Raw genomic sequence first — 16,672 nt, 5'->3', positions numbered from 1 at the left:
GCAGTAAGATGCAGCGGAAATCCACGTTGTTTCTTACAGGGGAATGTTATGCGCAAGTTCAAGTACGCCTTCGGTGTAATGGCTGTGTTCGCCGTGGCGCAAGCCGCGCAGGCCGATACGCTGGACATCGTCAAAAAGCGCGGCGTTGTGCAGTGCGGAGTGACGACCGGCTTCGCCGGCTTCTCGGCACCCGATTCGAAGGGCGAATGGCAGGGGCTGGATGTCGACGTCTGCCGCGCGGTGGCGGCGGCTGTTCTCGGTGATGCGTCCAAATTCAAGGCCGTTCCGCTCAATTCACAGCAGCGCTTCACGGCCCTGCAATCGGGCGAGATCGACCTGCTGGCCCGCAACACCACTGTCACGCAGCAGCGCGATACGGCCTTGGGCGCGATCTCGGCGGGCGTGAACTTCTATGACGGTCAGGGCTTCCTGGTGTCCAAGTCGCTAGGGGTCAAGAGCGCGAAAGAGCTCGACGGCGCTTCGGTATGCATGCAAACCGGCACCTCCAACGAGAACACGATGGCTGACTGGGCGCGAGCCAACAAGGTTACCTACAAGCCTGTGGTCATCGAACAGTTCAACGAGGTCGTCAATGCCTTTGCTGCGGGGCGCTGCGATGTCTTCACGACGGATGCATCCGGCCTGGCCTCCATACGTATTTCGAAGCTGTCCAATCCGGATGACTACCAGGTGCTGCCCGAGATCATTTCCAAGGAGCCTCTCGGCCCCTTCGTGCGCCAGGGGGACGATGCCTGGCTGAACGTCGTCAAATGGACGCTGCACGCGATGGTGGGCGCGGAGGAACTGGGGGTCAGCTCCAGCAATGTGGATGAGCAGTTGAAGAGCGACAATCCGAACATCATGCGCTTGCTGGGTGTGACGGAAGGTTCGGGCAAGAACATGGGCCTGGACGAAAAATGGGCTTACAACATCATCAAGCAGGTAGGCAACTACGGCGAAAGCTTCGAGCGCAACGTTGGCCAGGGCAGCCCGCTGAAGATCCAGCGCGGGCTGAATGCGCAATGGACCGATGGCGGGCTGATGTATGCGTTGCCGATAAGGTAAGTGTTGGAGGGGTCAGACCCCGTACGGGGTCTGACCCCTATGCAGACCCGCAGCTACCTGCGCCGCCTGTACACCAGCGCAATCCGCGCAAACGCGATCTGGAGTTCCTGGGTACCCGCCTGGAACACCACCGGCCGGCCCCGGCTGGTGAAGCAGATCAGGCGCTTCGATGCAAGCAGCGGAACGAATTTGGCGAAGGTGATGTCCTGCCAATCGACTTCCCGACGGCCGAGCCAGGTTTGGCGTATGCCTTCATGCGTGATGCTGGTCACCGACACCAGCATGTAGCGGGCAAGCACCACCAGACCGACGAAGCACAGCATGATGCTGCCTGCCACCATAGGGCTGATGTTTTGCCCGACGGGCCCTGCCGCGGTGATGGCGATTTGCACGCCGATGAACACCAGGACGGCACAGGCAAGCGCCTTGATCCATTTAGGCCAGGCCACGCCGCTGAGGGGCAGAGGCCCCAGTTCCTGCATCAGTTGGGCATGTTCTTCGGCGCTGGGACGTTGGTGGCCCAGCAGATTCATGCGGCCGCCTTGCGGGCCGCCAGGGCCGAGCCGGCGCGGCTGGACGACTTGCGCCCCAATTGGCCGGAGATCCATTGGCCGATGTCGGCGACGGCGTCGAGGTCGACCCCGGTTTCGATGCCCATGCCATGAAGCATGTACAGCACGTCTTCGGTCGCGACGTTGCCCGTGGCGCCCTTGGCGTAAGGACAGCCTCCCAGGCCGGCGACCGAGCTGTGGAAAATCGTGATGCCGGCCTGCATGGCGGCCAGTATGTTGGCCAGCGCCTGGCCGTAGGTGTCATGAAAGTGGCCGGAAACGCGCGCCGGGTCGACGACTTCGGTGACCGCGCGCATGACCTCGCCCACCCGCCGTGCCGTGCCCGTGCCGATGGTGTCTGCCACGTCGATTTCGTCGCAGCCCATGGCGATCAGGCGCTGGGCGACGTTGACGACGGAGGCTACAGGGGTCTCGCCCTGGTAGGGGCAGCCCAAGGCGCAGCTGATGGCGCCTCGCAGGAGCACGCCCGCAGACTTCGCCGCCTGCGCGACCGGTTCGAACCGGATCAGGGATTCGTCGATGCTGCAATTGATGTTGCGCTGGGAAAAGGCTTCGCTGGCCGCGCCGAAGATCACCACTTCGTCGACCCCGGCGGCAAGCGCCGCCTCGAAGCCGCGCATATTGGGTGTGAGCGCCGAGTAGATGGTGGACGGCCTGCGCTGTATGCCTTGCATGACTTCTGTGCCGTCGGCCATTTGTGGCACCCATTTCGGCGATACGAACGAGGCGGATTCGATATTGGGAAAGCCGGCGGCGCTGAGCCGGTCGACCAGTTCGATCTTGACGGCCGTGTCGATGAACTGCTTTTCATTCTGCAGCCCGTCGCGCGGGCCGACTTCCACGATCTTTACTTTGCTGGGCAGGGACATGTGGGCGTTCGCGATGAATTCATGAGGATTGCCGGTCATCATAAAGCCTTTGACCCGCCGGCGCCACTGCGGTCCCGCGCCGCTGGAAGCGGCCATCGTCATGCCGAAAAACATGTTCTGACAGTTCGAGTTCCAGCAGGCAGGCATTGAGCCGGGGCAGGTCCATGCCGCTGCGCGCCGCCAGTTGATCGATGTGGACCGGATCGTAGCCGAGCGTCTCCAGCAGCCGCGCGGCGTCGCCGTCGGGCGACGCGGATGCCGTACAGGAAGAAGAGGCATTGTTCGATGCCGGCGACGCCTGCGTTGAGGACGCAAGGCCCGGCGCGCCCAATTCTTCGTGGATGTCCTGCCCCGATTCGACCAGCTTGGCGCCTTGCCGGATAAGGGCATGGCAGCCCCGCGACAGCGGTGAATGGATGGAGCCCGGAATGGCGAAGACTTCACGCCCCATTTCCGCGGCGAGTCTTGCGGTGATGAGCGAGCCGCTTTGGCGAGCGGCCTCGACCACGAGGACGCCCCGAGACAGCCCCGCGACCAGCCGGTTCCGTTTGGGAAATTGATAAGGCAAGGCGCGGGTGCCCAGTGGAAATTCGGAGACCAGCGCGCCTTCCCCCGCGATGCGATGGGCGAGTTCCCGATTACGTGCCGGATAGACGATATCGATGCCGGTGCCAAGCACCGCAATGGTGCTTCCGCCACGAGCGCCGGCGGCGAGCGCGCCTTCGTGTGCGGCGGCGTCGATGCCGAGAGCGAGGCCGCTGGCGATGCTCCAGCCTTGTTCAGCAAGATAGCGGGCAAACGCCCGGGCATTGTCCGTGCCGGCCACTGTCGCGCTGCGCGCGCCCACAATGGCGATGCCCGGGCGGGATAGCAGGGACACGGCGCCATTTACGTACAGCAGCAGGGGCGGATCATGGATGTCCAGCAAAGACCTTGGATACCCAGGGTCGGCGAGCGTCAGGATGTGGTGCTGCGGATGGTCCAGCCATTTCAGGGTGGCGTCGATGGCGCCCCGGACTTCGTCCGTGGGCGCGGCTTTGAGCTGCTGGGCGAGAGGCGGGGACAGCAGCTTCGTCAACTGGCTGGTTGAAGAGGCATAGATGTCCTGGGGAAGCCCGGCGACGGCCAACAAGCCGCGTGCTTGCGCCGGGCCGAGGCCGGGCTCGAGCGATAGCCGTATCCAGGAGGAGAGTTCGTCTGTGGGCAGGGTCAGGGGCATATCCTAGTTTGACACAAGGCCGGGTTCAGCGGGAGGCCGGCGCCTTGAATGGTCATAGTCAAAACTTTGTTTTATCATAGAGGCTTACACGAATCTCGAGATTTTCTTCATGGCTTTGCTCTCCATTCTTCGCTATCCGGACACCCGCTTGCACAAGGTTGCAAAGCCGGTCCAGGTGGTCGACGACCGTATCCGCCAACTGGTGCGCGACATGGCCGAAACCATGTACGCCGCGCCGGGCGTGGGCCTTGCCGCAACCCAGGTCGACGTGCATGAGCGCGTGGTGGTCATCGACGTCTCCGAAGAAGGCAACGAGCTCATCGTGCTCATCAACCCGGAAATCATCTGGAAGAGCGATGAAAAGCAAGTCTACGAAGAAGGCTGCCTGTCGGTGCCCGGCGTCTACGACGAGGTCGAGCGCGCTGCGCGCATACGCGTTCGGGCCTTGAACGAAAAGGGCGAAACCTACGAGTTCGACGCCGAAGGCCTGCTCGCCGTCTGCGTGCAGCATGAGCTCGACCATCTGCTGGGCAAGGTCTTCGTGGAATATCTTTCCGTTCTCAAGCAAAACCGCATCAAGACGCGGCTGCGCAAGCAGGAGCGCGAAGCGCTCAGGGCTTGATCCCGCTCCCCATCCACTTTTTCATGATGGCCGGTTCGTTTCAGCGCATCGGCCTTTTTTCATTATGCGTATCGTATTTGCCGGAACCCCTGAATTCGCCCGCCTGGCGCTGGATGCCATCCTGGCGGCCGGGCACCAGGTGCCCCTGGTCCTGACCCAGCCCGACCGCCCGTCCGGACGGGGCCTGAAGCTGATGCCCAGCGCCGTGAAGCAGGGTGCGCTGGCGGCGGGCATTCCCGTTTGCCAGCCGCGCAGTCTTCGGCTCGATGGCAAGTATCCCGAAGATGCCGCCGCTGCGCGCCAGGCATTGCTCGATGCGCAGCCCGAATTGATGGTCGTGGCCGCATACGGGCTCATCCTGCCCGAATGGGTGCTGAATCTTCCGGCCCGCGGCTGCTTCAATATCCATGCCAGCCTCTTGCCGCGCTGGCGTGGCGCCGCTCCCATACAGCGCGCGATCGAAGCGGGCGACGCACAGACCGGCGTCACGATCATGCAGATGGACCAGGGCCTGGACACCGGCGACATGCTGCTGACCCGCGTCGTGCCGATCACGCCGGAGCACACTGCCGCCAGCCTGCACGATGATCTGGCGCAGGTGGGCGCGAGGGCGATTGTCGAGGCGATCGAAGCCGCCGGGGCAAATGCGTTGCACGCGGAGCCGCAGCCGTCCGAGGGCGCGACATACGCCGCCAAGCTGGAAAAATCGGAGTCGCCATTGGATTTCACACTGCCGGCAGTGCAACTGGCGCGGCGCATACGCGCTTTCGATCCGGTGCCGGGTTCGACCATGCGCCTGCCCGGCCTGGCCGACCCGGTCAAGGTCTGGCGGGCGGCGGCGCTTCCCGGCAAGCCGGCGGAGCAGCCGGGCGATGTTCTGTCGGTCGGGGCCGAAGGCGTGGACATTGCGACCGGCGATGGCGTGTTGCGTCTTCTGGAGCTGCAAAAGGCCGGCGGTAAGCGCCAGCCCGTGTCGGCCTTCGTGCAGGGCTGGCAGCCGGGGGGTCAGACCCCATCCGGGGTCTGACCCCTTCCTTGGTTTGCCGGGGTCGGACCCCGCATGGGGTCTGACCCCTAAACCTGCGTACCGTACAGGTCGTATTCGTCCGAGTCGGTGACGCGTACGCGGACGATATCGCCCGGCGCGAGGGTCTTGTCGGTTTCCACGAACACGCTGCCGTCCATTTCAGGCGCATCGGCGCTGGACCGGCCGATAGGGCCGTCCTCGTCGATCTCGTCGATGATCACGTCGATTTCACGGCCGATCTTCTGCGCGAGACGCTCTGAGGAAATCCGCTGCTGATGCTCCATGAAGCGGTTCCAGCGGTCTTGCTTGACTTCGTCGGGGACGTGATCGGAAAGTTCGTTGGCCTTGGCGCCTTGCACCGGCGAATACTGGAAGCAGCCGACGCGGTCGAGTTGCGCTTCGGTCATCCAGTCCAGCAGATACTGGAAGTCTTCTTCGGTTTCGCCGGGAAACCCTACGATGAACGTAGAGCGCAAGGTCAAGTCCGGACAGGCTACGCGCCAGCTTTTGATGCGTGCCAGCGTTTTGTCTTCAAAGGCGGGCCGCTTCATGGCTTTCAGGACACGGGGGCTGGCATGCTGGAAAGGAATGTCCAGATAAGGCAGGATCTTGCCGTCCGCCATCAATGGGATCACTTCATCGACGTGCGGGTAAGGATACACATAATGCAGGCGCACCCACGCGCCAAAACCCGAAAGCGCTTCGCTGAGCTGCGTCATGTGGGTCTTGATGGGGCGCCCGTTCCAGAAGCCGCTGCGGAACTTGACGTCGACGCCGTAGGCGCTGGTGTCCTGCGAGATCACCAGCAGTTCCTTCACGCCTGCCTTGACGAGGCGTTCCGCCTCGCCCATGACGTCGCCTATGGGGCGGCTGACCAGGTCGCCGCGCATGGACGGGATGATACAGAAGCTGCAGCGGTGGTTGCAGCCTTCCGAGATCTTCAGATAGGCGTAATGGCGCGGGGTCAGCTTGATGCCCTGGGGAGGCACCAGATCGACATACGGATCATGTTCGATGCTGGGCGGGGCCGCCTCGTGCACCGCACGCACGACCTGCTCGTACTGCTGTGGGCCGGTGACGGCCAGCACGGCCGGATGCACTTCGCGGATGAGGTTCTCTTCCACGCCCATGCAGCCTGTCACGATGACTTTCCCGTTCTCGGCAATGGCTTCGCCGATGGCTTCCAGGGATTCGGCCTTCGCGCTGTCAATGAAGCCGCAGGTATTGACGACGACGACGTCCGCATTGTCGTAGTCGGGTGTGATGGCATAGCCTTCCGTGCGCAATTGCGTCAGGATACGCTCGGAGTCGACCAGCGCTTTCGGGCAGCCCAGACTGACGAAGCCGACTTTTGGGGAACTCATGGATAACCTCGTGGGGGCCGTGCCCCGGAAAAGAAAAGAATTTTAACGGTTGCCGGGTCCGCCATGGTCCGGCCGCGCCCGTTTTTGATGATAAAGTCCGATTCAAAGCCACTCATACTGATTTTTGCCGTCGTGCATCTTAATTCTTCCAGGCATCGAAGCATCAGCTTATCCGACACCCTGCTGGCCAGCGCCCGCAATGTGCGCGACGTGCTGGCCGGCAGGTCGTTGTCGGACAGCCTCGCCGCAACGCCAGCCGAATTGCGGGCGTCGGCGCAGGCGGTGTCATTTCATGCCATGCGCAAATTGGGGCAGGCCCGCCATGCCAGGCGGATTCTGGTCAGCCGCAAGCCGCCCAACCCGCTGTTCGATGCCTTGCTGCTCGTGTCGCTGGCACTGCTCGAAACCGCTGTAGAGCATGAGGCACAGAAGGACGAACAGGCACAGAAGGACGAACCCGCTGCGCGCCACTTGCCCGTGTATGCCGTGCATACCGTGGTTGACCAGGCCGTGACTGCGGTGTCGGCGCAACCGAAAATGCGTGCCTACAAAGCGCTATTGAATGGAACGCTCAGGAACTATATTCGAGAACGCAATGCTATTTTAACGCAGGCGAAGGATTCTCTCGAAGCCCGCTTCAATTTTCCGGACTGGTGGGTCAGGCGCCTGGGCAAGGCCTATCCTGAGCAATGGGAAGCCTTGCTGAAGGCATCCGATGAGCCGGGGCCGATGACGCTGCGCGTGAATGCGCGGCGGACCACCGTTCAAGGAATGCTGGACGCCCTCGATGCGTCGGGCATGCCGGCTTTTCATCGGGGCGGCGACGCCATCACATTGCGCACGCCCAGCCCGGTGCAGGACATTCCCGGCTTTGATCAGGGCTGGTTCTCCGTTCAGGATTACGCCGCGCAGCAGGCGGGTGTCCTTTTGCCCTTGACGCCGGGCATGCGCGTGCTCGATGCCTGCGCCGCTCCCGGCGGCAAGACCGCGCATTTGCTTGAACGAGCCGACCTCAGCTTGCTGGCGATCGATGCCGATGCCGCCCGGCTCGGGCGCGTGCGGGAAAACCTTGCCAGGCTCGGGCTGGACCGCGGCGACGTTTCCCTGAAGCAGGCCGATGCCGCCGAGCTCGAGTCATGGTGGGACGGCGTACCCTTCGACGCGATTCTTGCCGATGTTCCCTGCACGGCCTCCGGCGTGGTGCGCCGCCATCCCGATATCCGCTGGCTTCGCCGTGAGGCCGACATCGCAAAGACCTCGGCCCTGCAGCGCCGCATCGTGGATGCACTGTGGTGCGCCTTGCGGCCGGGCGGCCATCTTCTGTATGCCACCTGCTCTATTTTTCCGGAAGAGTGTGAAGAGCAGGCACAGCATTTTCAGCACCGCCACGCCGATGCCCTGCGCCTGGAAGCACCCGGCCAGATGCTGCCCCTGGCCGAACGGCCCATAATGGCGCACGACGGCTTTTTTTATGCTTTGTTTGCCAAGAGAGCGTGACTCGTCAAAAATGACGATTTCCCATCCGCCGATGTGTAATGATCGACCTTATCTTCCTATTGAGCGTTAATAGGCCCTGAATGCTGCGATTGCTGTTTTCCGTTTTCCTTTCCCTGGCGTTGGCTGGGGCTGCGTGCGCCGAGGTCAGCACGGAGGAGACGGGCGAGCGCGTTTTGCGTGTCGAACCGCAGGTTCGGGAGGGCAAGCTTTATATCGATGCCGATGTCCAACTGGACGTAGCGGGCGACTTGCGCAATGCCGCCGAGAAAGGCGTGCCCATTTACTTCACGGCCGATCTCAAGATCGTTTCGAAAAGATGGTGGTGGTTCGACAAGGTGGTCGTCGACGAGCAACTGACATGGCGCATCGTGTATAACGCGCTGACCAGGCAATGGCGCGTGGGTACCGGAGAGCTCTCACTGCCCGAATCGTCACTGGACAATGCCTTGTCGCTGGTGCGGAACATTCGCGGCTGGGCGGTCGCCGACATAGGCGACCTGGAGCACGATGAGCCATACGAGGGCCGCATCCGGGTGCGTCTCGATACTTCGCTTCTGGCGCGGCCATTTCAGGTCGACGCCTTGAACAGCAGCGCATGGTCGCTTGCTACTCCATGGAAAAACTTCAATTTTTCAATCTCGGTGGCCGAGCCTCAGCGTTGATACGCTGGGGCTTGCGGGCAGCGCTGGTCGTGGCGGCGCTCAGCGCGCTGGCGCTGCTTGCCTTGCTGGTATGGTCCACGGGCAATGCGTCGCGCTATGCGCAGCAGTACGACACGCTGCTGGTGCTCAATGGGATACTTGCCGTTGCGCTGATCTTCTGGGTGCTGGCCTTGTCGGCAAGGCTGCTCCGCCAGATCCGGCGCAGGCAATTCGGCGCCAGGCTCACCGCCCGGTTCACCTTGTATTTCGCGCTGATCGGCGTGCTGCCGGGGGCGTTGATATACGTGCTCTCGGTCGAGTTCATGTCGCGGTCCATCGAGTCCTGGTTCAACGTGCGTGTCGATACGGCGCTCGAGGCGGGCTTGAACCTGGGGCGAGCGGCGCTCGATTCCCAGCTCGACGACCTGAATGCCCGCGCCAAGGAAATGTCGGCGAAGCTGGGCAATGCCAATGAAGCCGAAATGTCGCTGGTCATTTCCCGGCTGCGCGAATCGTCTGGCGTGGCCGAAGCGCTTATCTTCACCGGCAATGGGCGGCTGATCGCCTTCAGTTCTTCGGCTTACGGGCAATTGCTGCCCGATCTGCCGCCTGCGTCGGTCATCAATCAGCTGAGGGTGGCGCGCTACTATTCGGCGGCCGAGGCCGACGAGGTCGACGAAGCGGCGAAAGGCCCGGATGGGGAGGGCGCGGCGCAGGCCGGGCTGCACCTGCGCGTGGTCCTGCCCATCAACACGGTGGAGCGGTTTTCATCCTTGCTGGGCATGGCGCCCGATGCGCGTTGGCTGCAGGTGATCGAGCCCGTGCCCGAGCAGATCGCACGCAATGCCAACCAGGTCCAGCAAGGGTTCAGGGACTACCAGGAACTGGCCCTGTCGCGCCTGGGGCTGCGCAAGCTGTATGGCATCACGCTGACCCTGGCGCTTATCCTGGCGGTTTTCGCGGCCATTGTCTTTGCGCTGTCGGTGTCGCGCAGGCTCGTTCGGCCGCTGCTGTCGCTGGCTGCCGGCACCCAGGCGGTCGGCGTAGGCGATTATCGGCCCTTGCCCGAGCCGCCGGAGAAAGACGAGGTGGGGCAATTGACCCGCTCTTTCAACGCCATGACGCGCCAGCTCGACGAGGCCCGGCATATGGTCGAGAACAATCGGCAGCAGCTGGAGCGGTCGAATGTTTATCTCGAGTCGGTCCTGAGCAATCTCTCTTCGGGCGTGCTGGTGTTCGATGAAATGTTCAGGGTGAGCATGTTCAACCAGGGTGCGCAGAGCATTCTGCGCACCGATCTGCGTTCGGTGAAGGGCAGGCCGCTGGAGACCGCCGATGGCGCCTTCGCGCTGTCCCAGCTCATCCGCCAGGCCTTCGCCGCCCATGCCGCCGTCGGCTCCGAGCGCCAATACTGGCAACAGCAGTTCGAGCTGGAGCTCGAGGCGGCGGACGACAACGAAAAGAAAAAACACATTGTCACCCTGTTGGCGCGTGGAACGCACTTGCGGGTCGATGGACGGGGCAACGGCTATCTGGTCGTGTTCGACGACATCAGCGAGGTGATTTCCGCCAATCGAACGGTCGCGTGGGGCGAAGTTGCGCGCAGGCTCGCGCACGAGATCAAGAATCCGTTGACGCCCATACAGCTGTCGGCTGAACGGCTTGCCATGAAGCTGGCGGGGAAGCTGAACGATAACGACGCGGCGATGCTCATGCGGTCGACCACCACCATCGTCAATCAAGTGGCTTCGCTGAAGCAGATGGTGGATGATTTCCGCGAGTATGCGCGCACGCCCCCCGCGCAGATGCAACGCATCGAAATCAATGCGTTGATTGCCGATGTGCTGGCACTGTACGGATGGGATCCCGCGGGCGGCATGGTGCGCGACGATGGCCAGAGCGTGCATGTCGATGTCGACTTCGATCGCGACGTACCCGACATCGAGGGGGATCCCACCCAGCTGCGCCAGGTGATCCATAATTTGATGGCCAACGCGCGGGACGCGGCCTCGCAGCACCAGCCGTTGGCCGATGCCCGCATCCACGTGCAGACCAAGCTCACGCATTCGGGCACCGAGGGCGAAAGCCAGCGTTCGGGCGTGCGGCTCACGATCACGGACAATGGCTGCGGGTTCCCTTCGCAGGTGCTGGCGCGGGTTTTCGAGCCCTATGTGACGACGAAGGCGAGCGGGACAGGCCTGGGACTTGCTATAGTTAAAAAAATTATCGAAGAACACGGCGGTCGCATCGATATTTCTAACCGTCGCGAAGGGGGGGCTCGCATATCCATCCTCTTGACGCGCCTTGCCGAACCAGCGTCTTCGCTGGACGAAGAAAGGCAAGGGAACGATAATGCGGAAAAAAGGTAGGTGACGCTTTATGGCCAGAATTCTGGTTGTTGACGACGAAATTGGTATCCGTGAGCTTTTGTCCGAAATCCTTTACGACGAAGGACATTCAGTCGAACTCGCAGAGAACGCCGCGCAGGCGCGTGCGGCGCGGTTGCGGGCGCGGCCCGATCTGGTGCTGCTCGACATCTGGATGCCGGATACGGACGGTGTGAGCCTGCTCAAGGAATGGGGCTCGCAAGGCCTGCTCGACATGCCCGTCATCATGATGAGCGGGCACGCCACGGTCGATACGGCGGTCGAGGCCACGCGCATCGGCGCAGTCGACTTCCTTGAAAAACCCATCACGCTGCAGAAGCTCTTGAAGACCATTGCGGCGGCTTTGGCCAAGCCGGTCGTCACGCCCTCGCCAACCGGCGTCGCGCGGTTGCCGGAACGCCGCACCGACCATCTTCCGCCATTGACCACCGAAGCCTTGGCGCCTGTCGCCGAGCCCGCGGCGGAACTCAATAATTCCCTGCTGGGCGGTATCTCGCTCGATCAGCCGCTGCGTGATGCGCGCGACGAATTCGAGCGGATCTACTTCGAATACCATCTGGGACGCGAAAATCACAGCATGACGCGCGTATCCGAAAGGACAGGCCTGGAACGCACTCACTTGTACCGCAAGCTCAAGCAGCTGGGCATCGACTCCTCGCGCAAGAAGCACAGTAGCTCCAACAACTGATGGCTCAACTTTTCGACCCCATTGCCCTGCGCGGGCTGGTTCTGCCGAATCGCGTCATTGTTTCTCCCATGTGCCAGTACTCGGCGCAGGACGGCAATGCCAATGAATGGCATGTCGCCCATCTCAGCAGCCTTTCCCTGGGCGGCATGGGCCTGTTGTGCCTGGAGGCCACCGCGGTGACGCCCGAAGGAAGGATCTCTCCGGGCTGCCTGGGGCTTTGGTCCGACGAGAACGAAGCCGCCATGGCGGGGCTGCTGAAGATCGTCAGGGCGGCGAGCCCGGTGAAGCTCGCCATACAGCTGGGCCATGCCGGCCGCAAGGCGTCCAGTGCGCCGCCATGGCAAGGGGGGCAGCTTCTGGCGGAGTCCGATGGCGGTTGGCAGCCCATGGGGCCGTCCGCCGTGCCGCACAAGCCCGGCGAGGCTGTGCCGACGGCAATGGATGCCGGCGACTTGTCGCGCGTCCGCGATGCTTTCGTGGCTTCGGCTCAGCGTGCCATACGGCTGGGCTTCGACGCCATCGAGCTGCACGCGGCGCACGGCTACCTATTGCATCAGTTTCTCTCGCCGGTTTCCAACCAGCGCAACGACGAATACGGGGGCAGCCTCGAAAACCGCATGCGGTTTCCGCTTGAGGTCTTCCATGCGGTACGGGCTGCGGTGCCCGGCACGATACCGGTCGGCGTACGTCTGTCGGGCACGGACTGGCTGGAGGACGAGCCGGGCTGGACCATAGAACAGACCGTCGAGCTGGGCTTGCGCTTGAAGGAGAGCGGGGTCGATTGGCTGGACATTTCCAGCGGCGGCGTCTCGCCGCGCCAGAAGATTCCCGTCGGGCCCGGCTACCAGGTCCATTTGGCGGAAGCCGTCAAGAAGCAGGTGGGTGTTCCCACCATGGCCGTCGGCTTGATCACCGAACCAAGACAGGCCCAGGATATCGTGACGGCGGGCCAGGCCGACATGGTCGCGCTGGGACGGGCGATGCTGTACAACCCCCGCTGGGTATGGCATGCCGCCGCCGAGCTGGGTGCGCAGCTGGAAGCGCCACCGCAATACTGGCGCTCGCTGCCTTCCGGCCGGAACGCCATCTTTTTGAACACGTCATTCGGCATGCGCTGAAAGGTAAGGGGTCAGACCCATGGGTCTGACCCCACAAGCGCAGGGAATCATGGGGTCAGACCCCGTACGGGGTCTGACCCCTCCCCTCCGACCCCTCACTCATTAAAGCTCGTCGGGTTTGCGCGGCCTGACGGTGGGGCGTGGGCCGTTCGCGTCGCCTGCGCGGCCTATCGACGAGGCGGAAATGCGGGTTTCACCGGCTGGCGTGCGGTGTGCGGCCGAGCGCCAGGCGTGGCCATAGGCGACTTCCAGGCTCAGGTGTATGGTGCCGTCTTGATGGCGCTGCGACTCGAGCGCCGCGAGCAGCCGTTTCATCCATTGCCTGCCGGGCAGGCCTGCCCGGCGGTCCAGGCTGGGGTTGCCGCCCAGGATGCGCATGTCGTCCAGCAGTTTTTCGGGTGTGCGATAGGTCAGAGTGATGATTTCCTGATCCATCACGGGATCCAGGAAACCGCGTCCGAGCAGCAGGTCGCCAAAGTCGTGCATATCGACGAACTGTGGTGTCTGCGTTCCCAGGCCCGCGTCTTCCACGGCGGCGCGCAGTTCTGCCAGGGAACCAGGCCCAAGGCATGAGAACATGGCCAGCGCGCCTGGCTTCAGGATGCGTCGCCACTCGGCAAGAACGTTGTGGGGTTCCGGATGCCAGTGCAGCGCCATATTCGACCAGACCAGATCCATGCTTTCCGCGGGCAGGCCCGAATCGGCCATGTCGGATTCCAGGAACTGGACCGGCGGCGTCGGCTTGTTGCGCAGCTTTTGCCAGAAGCCGGGCTTGGCGACATAGCGGTCCCGCGCCACGTTGAGCAAAGTCTTGCAGGCGTCCTGTCCGGAATAGTCCATATCGGGGTATTGCGCGCGCAGCGGTTCGAGCGCGTGCCCGGCGCCGCAACCGGCATCCAGCACCTTTATGGGCTTGATGCGTATGTAGCTCAGGCGCTGCAGCATGCGTTGGGCGATTTCACCGTACAGGAACTGCGCCGCGTCCAGGGGGCTGCGGCGGGCGAATTGCTGGTTGACATGAGACGCGCTGACGCGCAATCGGGGAGGCTGGGACATTTATGGCTAGCGGACAATGGCGTTGAAACGGGATTCGTGCTCAGATGCGGGGCCAAAGGCATGGAGCCTGTCGGCGTGAACAGGCCTGGTGGCCGCAACGGTAGATATCATTATGGCGTATCTGAACTTCCTGCGCGAATCGGCTGCGGCGCGCGGCACGCTTCTCCGGCGCATGCCCCGCATGCTGTGGCGCCAACTGCCCGCTATGGCGTCCGGCTTATGTGATCTATGCCAGGACACATCGAAGGCAGGCCAGCTCTGCGACGACTGTCGAGCCCTGCTTCTTGCGTCCATGACGGACGGCAGCCCACGTTGCGCGGTCTGCCACCTTCGGCTGGATGGCCGCATGCATTGTCCCGACTGCCTGAACGGCGGCTTTGCTTTCGACCGCGTGATCGCCGCCTTCGATTACGCGGCACCGGGCGATCTGCTCATTCATTACTTCAAGAGTCGGGGACGATTCATGTGCGCCGGCGTTCTGGCGGGGCTGCTGGCCGATGCGGTGGCGTATGCCGAGCCATGCCTTCCCGAGGCTACAATCCTGGTTTGCGTGCCGTCCAGCCGAGCCGCCGTATTGCGGCGGGGCTTCAACCCCGCCGCCGAGATCGCGCGATCCCTTTCCGGCCGATTGCGGCTTGCCTACCGTCCCGAATGGGTGGTCAGGACACGCGACGGCGAAAGCCAGACCCGCCTGAACCGGCGTGAGCGCCGCCTGCATGCGCGCTCGCTGTTTCGCTGCGTGGGCGATGTCTCGGGGCTGCATGTCGCGATCGTGGACGACGTGCTCACCACGGGCAGCACGCTGCACAGCATCGCGCTTGCCCTGAAGGAGGCGGGCGCGGCCTCGGTGTGCGGGCTGGTCGTGGCGCGCACGCCTTATTGATTCTTTGACGGATGGTTCATGTTTCATATCGTTCTGGTATCGCCCGAGATTCCGCCGAACACCGGCAATGTGATCCGGTTGGCCGCGAATACGGGGGCGGACCTGCATCTGGTTCGCCCTTTGGGGTTCGAGCTCGAGGACAAGAAGCTCAAGCGGGCGGGCCTGGATTATCACGAATGGGCGCGCGTCCAGGTGCATGACGACTTGCAGACCGCCTTGAACCGCATCGGCGGGGATCCCATGCGCTGTTTCGCGATGACGACCAAAGGTTCACGCCTTATCGGTTCAGTGCCATTGCGACCCGCCGATGTGTTCGTGTTCGGGCGGGAAACGGCCGGTCTGTCGGCGGAACAACTGGCGCTGTTTCCCGATGGGCAGCGCTTGCGGCTACCCATGATGCCCGCGCAGCGCAGCCTCAACCTGTCCAATGCGGTCGCCGTCACGGTTTATGAGGCCTGGCGGCAGGCGGGCTACCAGGGCAGCGTTTGAGTTGGGGTCAGACCCCGTACGGGGTCTGACCCCTTGAGGCGACGGATGTTGGGGTCAGACCCCATTCGGGGTCTGACCCCCGACAAGGTCAATCCAACGACAGGCCCAGCCGGTTGATGACTTCATCCCAGCGTTTCTTTTCATTGACCACCAGCGTGGTCAGTTCTTCGGGCGTGGAGGCCGCGGGCGTGAAATACAGTGCCGCCATCTTTGCCTTGACCTCATCGCGGTCGATGACTTTGCGGATGGCGGAATTGAGCTTCTGGACGATGTCGTCAGGCGTGCCGGCCGGAACGAAGATGGCGTCCCAGGAAATCGATTCGAAATCCTTGAAGCCTTGCTCGGCCATGGTCGGCAGGCCGGGCAGCACGTCGCTGGCTTGCAGGCTGGTGATGCCCAGGACTTTCGCCTTGCCCGCCTTGACCTGGCTCATTGCGATGCCGGGCACCATGAAACCCGCCTGGATGTCGCCGGCGAGGATGGAGGTGATGATCTGCGGGAAACCCGTATAGGGAATTTGCTGCAGCTTGATGCCGGCCTGATGCTCCAGCATGGCCATCGCCAAGTGCGAGGAGCTGCCCGGACCCACGGTGCCGTAGTTCAGTTCGCCGGGTTTGCTTTTCGCCAGGGCGACGAATTCCTGAGCGTTGGCGGCGGGCGAGTTGGCGGGCACCACCAGCACGTTCGGGCTGGTGCCGACCAGCGTGATGGGCGCAAGGTCCTTCAAGGGGTCGTAGCCCAGTGTCTTCTTGTACAGCGTGGGGGCCGTCACCATGGGGCCGTTGATGGTGAGCAGAATGGTGTAGCCGTCCGGTTTTGCCTTGCTGGCAAAGCGGGTGCCGATGTTTCCGCCCGCGCCGGGCTTGTTGTCGACGACGATTGCCTGGCCGAGATCGGCCGACAAGGGCTCGGCGATTGCTCGCGCCAGGATGTCGGGCGAGGATCCGGCAGGGAAAGGAACGATCATCTGGATCGGGCGGTCTGGCCAGGCGGCCTGGGCGGCGGCGGACAGGGCGAACAGTCCTGCCGCGGCCAGGCCCAGGATGGACGCCCGCAAGCGGCGCGTGGAGGGAGAGCGTGACATGGGATATCCTTGTTTCAGAAAAAGAAGACTACGCTGTGAAAAGGGAGGGGTCGGACCCCGCATGGGGTCCGACCCCAGGTCATTCGTACGT

General features: G+C 63.1%; 16 protein-coding genes. 10 read left to right on the top strand and 6 right to left on the bottom strand.

Annotated elements, in window-relative coordinates; translation table 11 throughout:
* Positions 1 to 48 precede the first annotated feature (48 nt).
* Positions 49 to 1,065, top strand: a complete 1,017-nt coding sequence (locus ACSBPU_RS20995) for an amino acid ABC transporter substrate-binding protein (RefSeq protein ID WP_442593897.1) — start codon at positions 49 to 51, stop codon at positions 1,063 to 1,065.
* A 53-nt stretch (positions 1,066 to 1,118) separates the two neighbouring features.
* On the opposite strand, the gene ACSBPU_RS20990 is transcribed toward ACSBPU_RS20995, so the two are convergent.
* Genes ACSBPU_RS20990 through dprA form a run of 3 tightly spaced genes read right to left on the bottom strand, consistent with a single transcriptional unit; the run spans position 1,119 to position 3,725 of the window.
* A complete protein-coding gene (locus tag ACSBPU_RS20990) occupies positions 1,119 to 1,598 on the bottom strand; it encodes a hypothetical protein (protein ID WP_442593895.1) in 480 nt (159 codons plus the stop codon).
* Positions 1,595 to 2,506: a hydroxymethylglutaryl-CoA lyase gene (locus ACSBPU_RS20985; protein WP_442598463.1), complete on the bottom strand. Its 912-nt coding sequence runs from the start codon at positions 2,504 to 2,506 to the stop codon at positions 1,595 to 1,597. Before ACSBPU_RS20985 ends, ACSBPU_RS20990 begins: the two co-directional genes overlap by 4 nt.
* 19 nt (positions 2,507 to 2,525) lie before the next feature.
* Positions 2,526 to 3,725 (bottom strand): DNA-processing protein DprA, encoded by a 1,200-nt coding sequence (dprA, locus tag ACSBPU_RS20980; protein WP_442593893.1) that lies wholly within the window; start codon positions 3,723 to 3,725, stop codon positions 2,526 to 2,528.
* Positions 3,726 to 3,834: 109 nt separating this feature from the next.
* Here dprA and def point away from each other — a divergent pair, with 109 nt between their 5' ends.
* Together def and fmt are read left to right on the top strand one after the other, a co-directional pair.
* Positions 3,835 to 4,347, top strand: a complete 513-nt coding sequence (gene def / locus ACSBPU_RS20975; RefSeq protein ID WP_442593891.1) for a peptide deformylase — start codon at positions 3,835 to 3,837, stop codon at positions 4,345 to 4,347.
* A 64-nt stretch (positions 4,348 to 4,411) separates the two neighbouring features.
* Positions 4,412 to 5,374 (top strand): methionyl-tRNA formyltransferase, encoded by a 963-nt coding sequence (gene fmt, locus ACSBPU_RS20970; protein ID WP_442593889.1) that lies wholly within the window; start codon positions 4,412 to 4,414, stop codon positions 5,372 to 5,374.
* A 47-nt stretch (positions 5,375 to 5,421) separates the two neighbouring features.
* Here the strand turns inward: fmt and rimO are convergent, their stop codons facing one another.
* A complete protein-coding gene (gene rimO, locus ACSBPU_RS20965) occupies positions 5,422 to 6,738 on the bottom strand; it encodes a 30S ribosomal protein S12 methylthiotransferase RimO (RefSeq protein ID WP_442593887.1) in 1,317 nt (438 codons plus the stop codon).
* A 132-nt stretch (positions 6,739 to 6,870) separates the two neighbouring features.
* Between rimO and rsmB the strand changes: the two genes are divergently transcribed.
* From rsmB to ACSBPU_RS20940, 5 genes are all read left to right on the top strand, one after another.
* The gene (gene rsmB / locus ACSBPU_RS20960) at positions 6,871 to 8,235 is read left to right on the top strand and encodes a 16S rRNA (cytosine(967)-C(5))-methyltransferase RsmB (RefSeq protein ID WP_442593885.1); all 1,365 of its coding nucleotides are present in this window, start codon (positions 6,871 to 6,873) and stop codon (positions 8,233 to 8,235) included.
* 80 nt (positions 8,236 to 8,315) lie between these two features.
* Positions 8,316 to 8,897, top strand: coding sequence for a DUF4390 domain-containing protein (locus ACSBPU_RS20955; protein WP_442593883.1), 582 nt, complete (start codon positions 8,316 to 8,318; stop codon positions 8,895 to 8,897).
* Complete coding sequence (locus ACSBPU_RS20950) at positions 8,897 to 11,245, top strand: ATP-binding protein (RefSeq protein ID WP_442598461.1); 2,349 nt, start codon at positions 8,897 to 8,899, stop codon at positions 11,243 to 11,245. Before ACSBPU_RS20955 ends, ACSBPU_RS20950 begins: the two co-directional genes overlap by 1 nt.
* A gap of 10 nt (positions 11,246 to 11,255) precedes the next feature.
* Positions 11,256 to 11,951, top strand: coding sequence for a response regulator (locus ACSBPU_RS20945; RefSeq protein WP_180069038.1), 696 nt, complete (start codon positions 11,256 to 11,258; stop codon positions 11,949 to 11,951).
* Positions 11,951 to 13,069 carry an NADH:flavin oxidoreductase/NADH oxidase gene (locus ACSBPU_RS20940; protein ID WP_442593881.1) on the top strand — a complete coding sequence of 373 codons (1,119 nt, stop codon included), beginning with the start codon at positions 11,951 to 11,953 and terminating at the stop codon, positions 13,067 to 13,069. Before ACSBPU_RS20945 ends, ACSBPU_RS20940 begins: the two co-directional genes overlap by 1 nt.
* Positions 13,070 to 13,171: 102 nt before the next feature.
* On the opposite strand, the gene ACSBPU_RS20935 is transcribed toward ACSBPU_RS20940, so the two are convergent.
* Positions 13,172 to 14,125, bottom strand: coding sequence for a methyltransferase domain-containing protein (locus ACSBPU_RS20935; RefSeq protein WP_442593879.1), 954 nt, complete (start codon positions 14,123 to 14,125; stop codon positions 13,172 to 13,174).
* A gap of 112 nt (positions 14,126 to 14,237) precedes the next feature.
* Between ACSBPU_RS20935 and ACSBPU_RS20930 the strand changes: the two genes are divergently transcribed.
* On the top strand, positions 14,238 to 15,008 hold the full coding sequence (locus ACSBPU_RS20930; RefSeq protein ID WP_442593877.1) for a ComF family protein: 771 nt from the start codon (positions 14,238 to 14,240) through the stop codon (positions 15,006 to 15,008).
* Positions 15,009 to 15,026: 18 nt separating this feature from the next.
* Positions 15,027 to 15,497 (top strand): tRNA (cytidine(34)-2'-O)-methyltransferase, encoded by a 471-nt coding sequence (locus ACSBPU_RS20925; RefSeq protein ID WP_442593875.1) that lies wholly within the window; start codon positions 15,027 to 15,029, stop codon positions 15,495 to 15,497.
* Positions 15,498 to 15,585: 88 nt separating this feature from the next.
* Here ACSBPU_RS20925 and ACSBPU_RS20920 read toward each other — a convergent pair whose 3' ends face one another.
* The gene (locus tag ACSBPU_RS20920) at positions 15,586 to 16,581 is read right to left on the bottom strand and encodes a Bug family tripartite tricarboxylate transporter substrate binding protein (protein WP_442593873.1); all 996 of its coding nucleotides are present in this window, start codon (positions 16,579 to 16,581) and stop codon (positions 15,586 to 15,588) included.
* Positions 16,582 to 16,672 lie beyond the last annotated feature (91 nt).

The organism is Parapusillimonas sp. JC17 (assembly GCF_052180245.1).
Taxonomy (GTDB): Bacteria; Pseudomonadota; Gammaproteobacteria; order Burkholderiales; family Burkholderiaceae_B; genus Parapusillimonas.
The sequence above is the reverse complement of the archived record's forward strand: the minus strand, read 5'-3'. Positions and strand labels throughout refer to the sequence as shown.

Coding starts and splice junctions, on each gene's coding strand:
- ACSBPU_RS20985 (WP_442598463.1), bottom strand. CDS start 2,506: ATGTCCCTGCCCAGCAAAGTAAAGATCGTGGAAGTCGGCCCGCGCGAC.
- ACSBPU_RS20935 (WP_442593879.1), bottom strand. CDS start 14,125: ATGTCCCAGCCTCCCCGATTGCGCGTCAGCGCGTCTCATGTCAACCAG.
- rimO (WP_442593887.1), bottom strand. CDS start 6,738: ATGAGTTCCCCAAAAGTCGGCTTCGTCAGTCTGGGCTGCCCGAAAGCG.
- def (WP_442593891.1), top strand. CDS start 3,835: ATGGCTTTGCTCTCCATTCTTCGCTATCCGGACACCCGCTTGCACAAG.
- fmt (WP_442593889.1), top strand. CDS start 4,412: ATGCGTATCGTATTTGCCGGAACCCCTGAATTCGCCCGCCTGGCGCTG.
- ACSBPU_RS20955 (WP_442593883.1), top strand. CDS start 8,316: ATGCTGCGATTGCTGTTTTCCGTTTTCCTTTCCCTGGCGTTGGCTGGG.
- ACSBPU_RS20945 (WP_180069038.1), top strand. CDS start 11,256: ATGGCCAGAATTCTGGTTGTTGACGACGAAATTGGTATCCGTGAGCTT.
- ACSBPU_RS20995 (WP_442593897.1), top strand. CDS start 49: ATGCGCAAGTTCAAGTACGCCTTCGGTGTAATGGCTGTGTTCGCCGTG.
- ACSBPU_RS20940 (WP_442593881.1), top strand. CDS start 11,951: ATGGCTCAACTTTTCGACCCCATTGCCCTGCGCGGGCTGGTTCTGCCG.
- ACSBPU_RS20920 (WP_442593873.1), bottom strand. CDS start 16,581: ATGTCACGCTCTCCCTCCACGCGCCGCTTGCGGGCGTCCATCCTGGGC.
- dprA (WP_442593893.1), bottom strand. CDS start 3,725: ATGCCCCTGACCCTGCCCACAGACGAACTCTCCTCCTGGATACGGCTA.
- ACSBPU_RS20990 (WP_442593895.1), bottom strand. CDS start 1,598: ATGAATCTGCTGGGCCACCAACGTCCCAGCGCCGAAGAACATGCCCAA.
- ACSBPU_RS20930 (WP_442593877.1), top strand. CDS start 14,238: ATGGCGTATCTGAACTTCCTGCGCGAATCGGCTGCGGCGCGCGGCACG.
- ACSBPU_RS20925 (WP_442593875.1), top strand. CDS start 15,027: ATGTTTCATATCGTTCTGGTATCGCCCGAGATTCCGCCGAACACCGGC.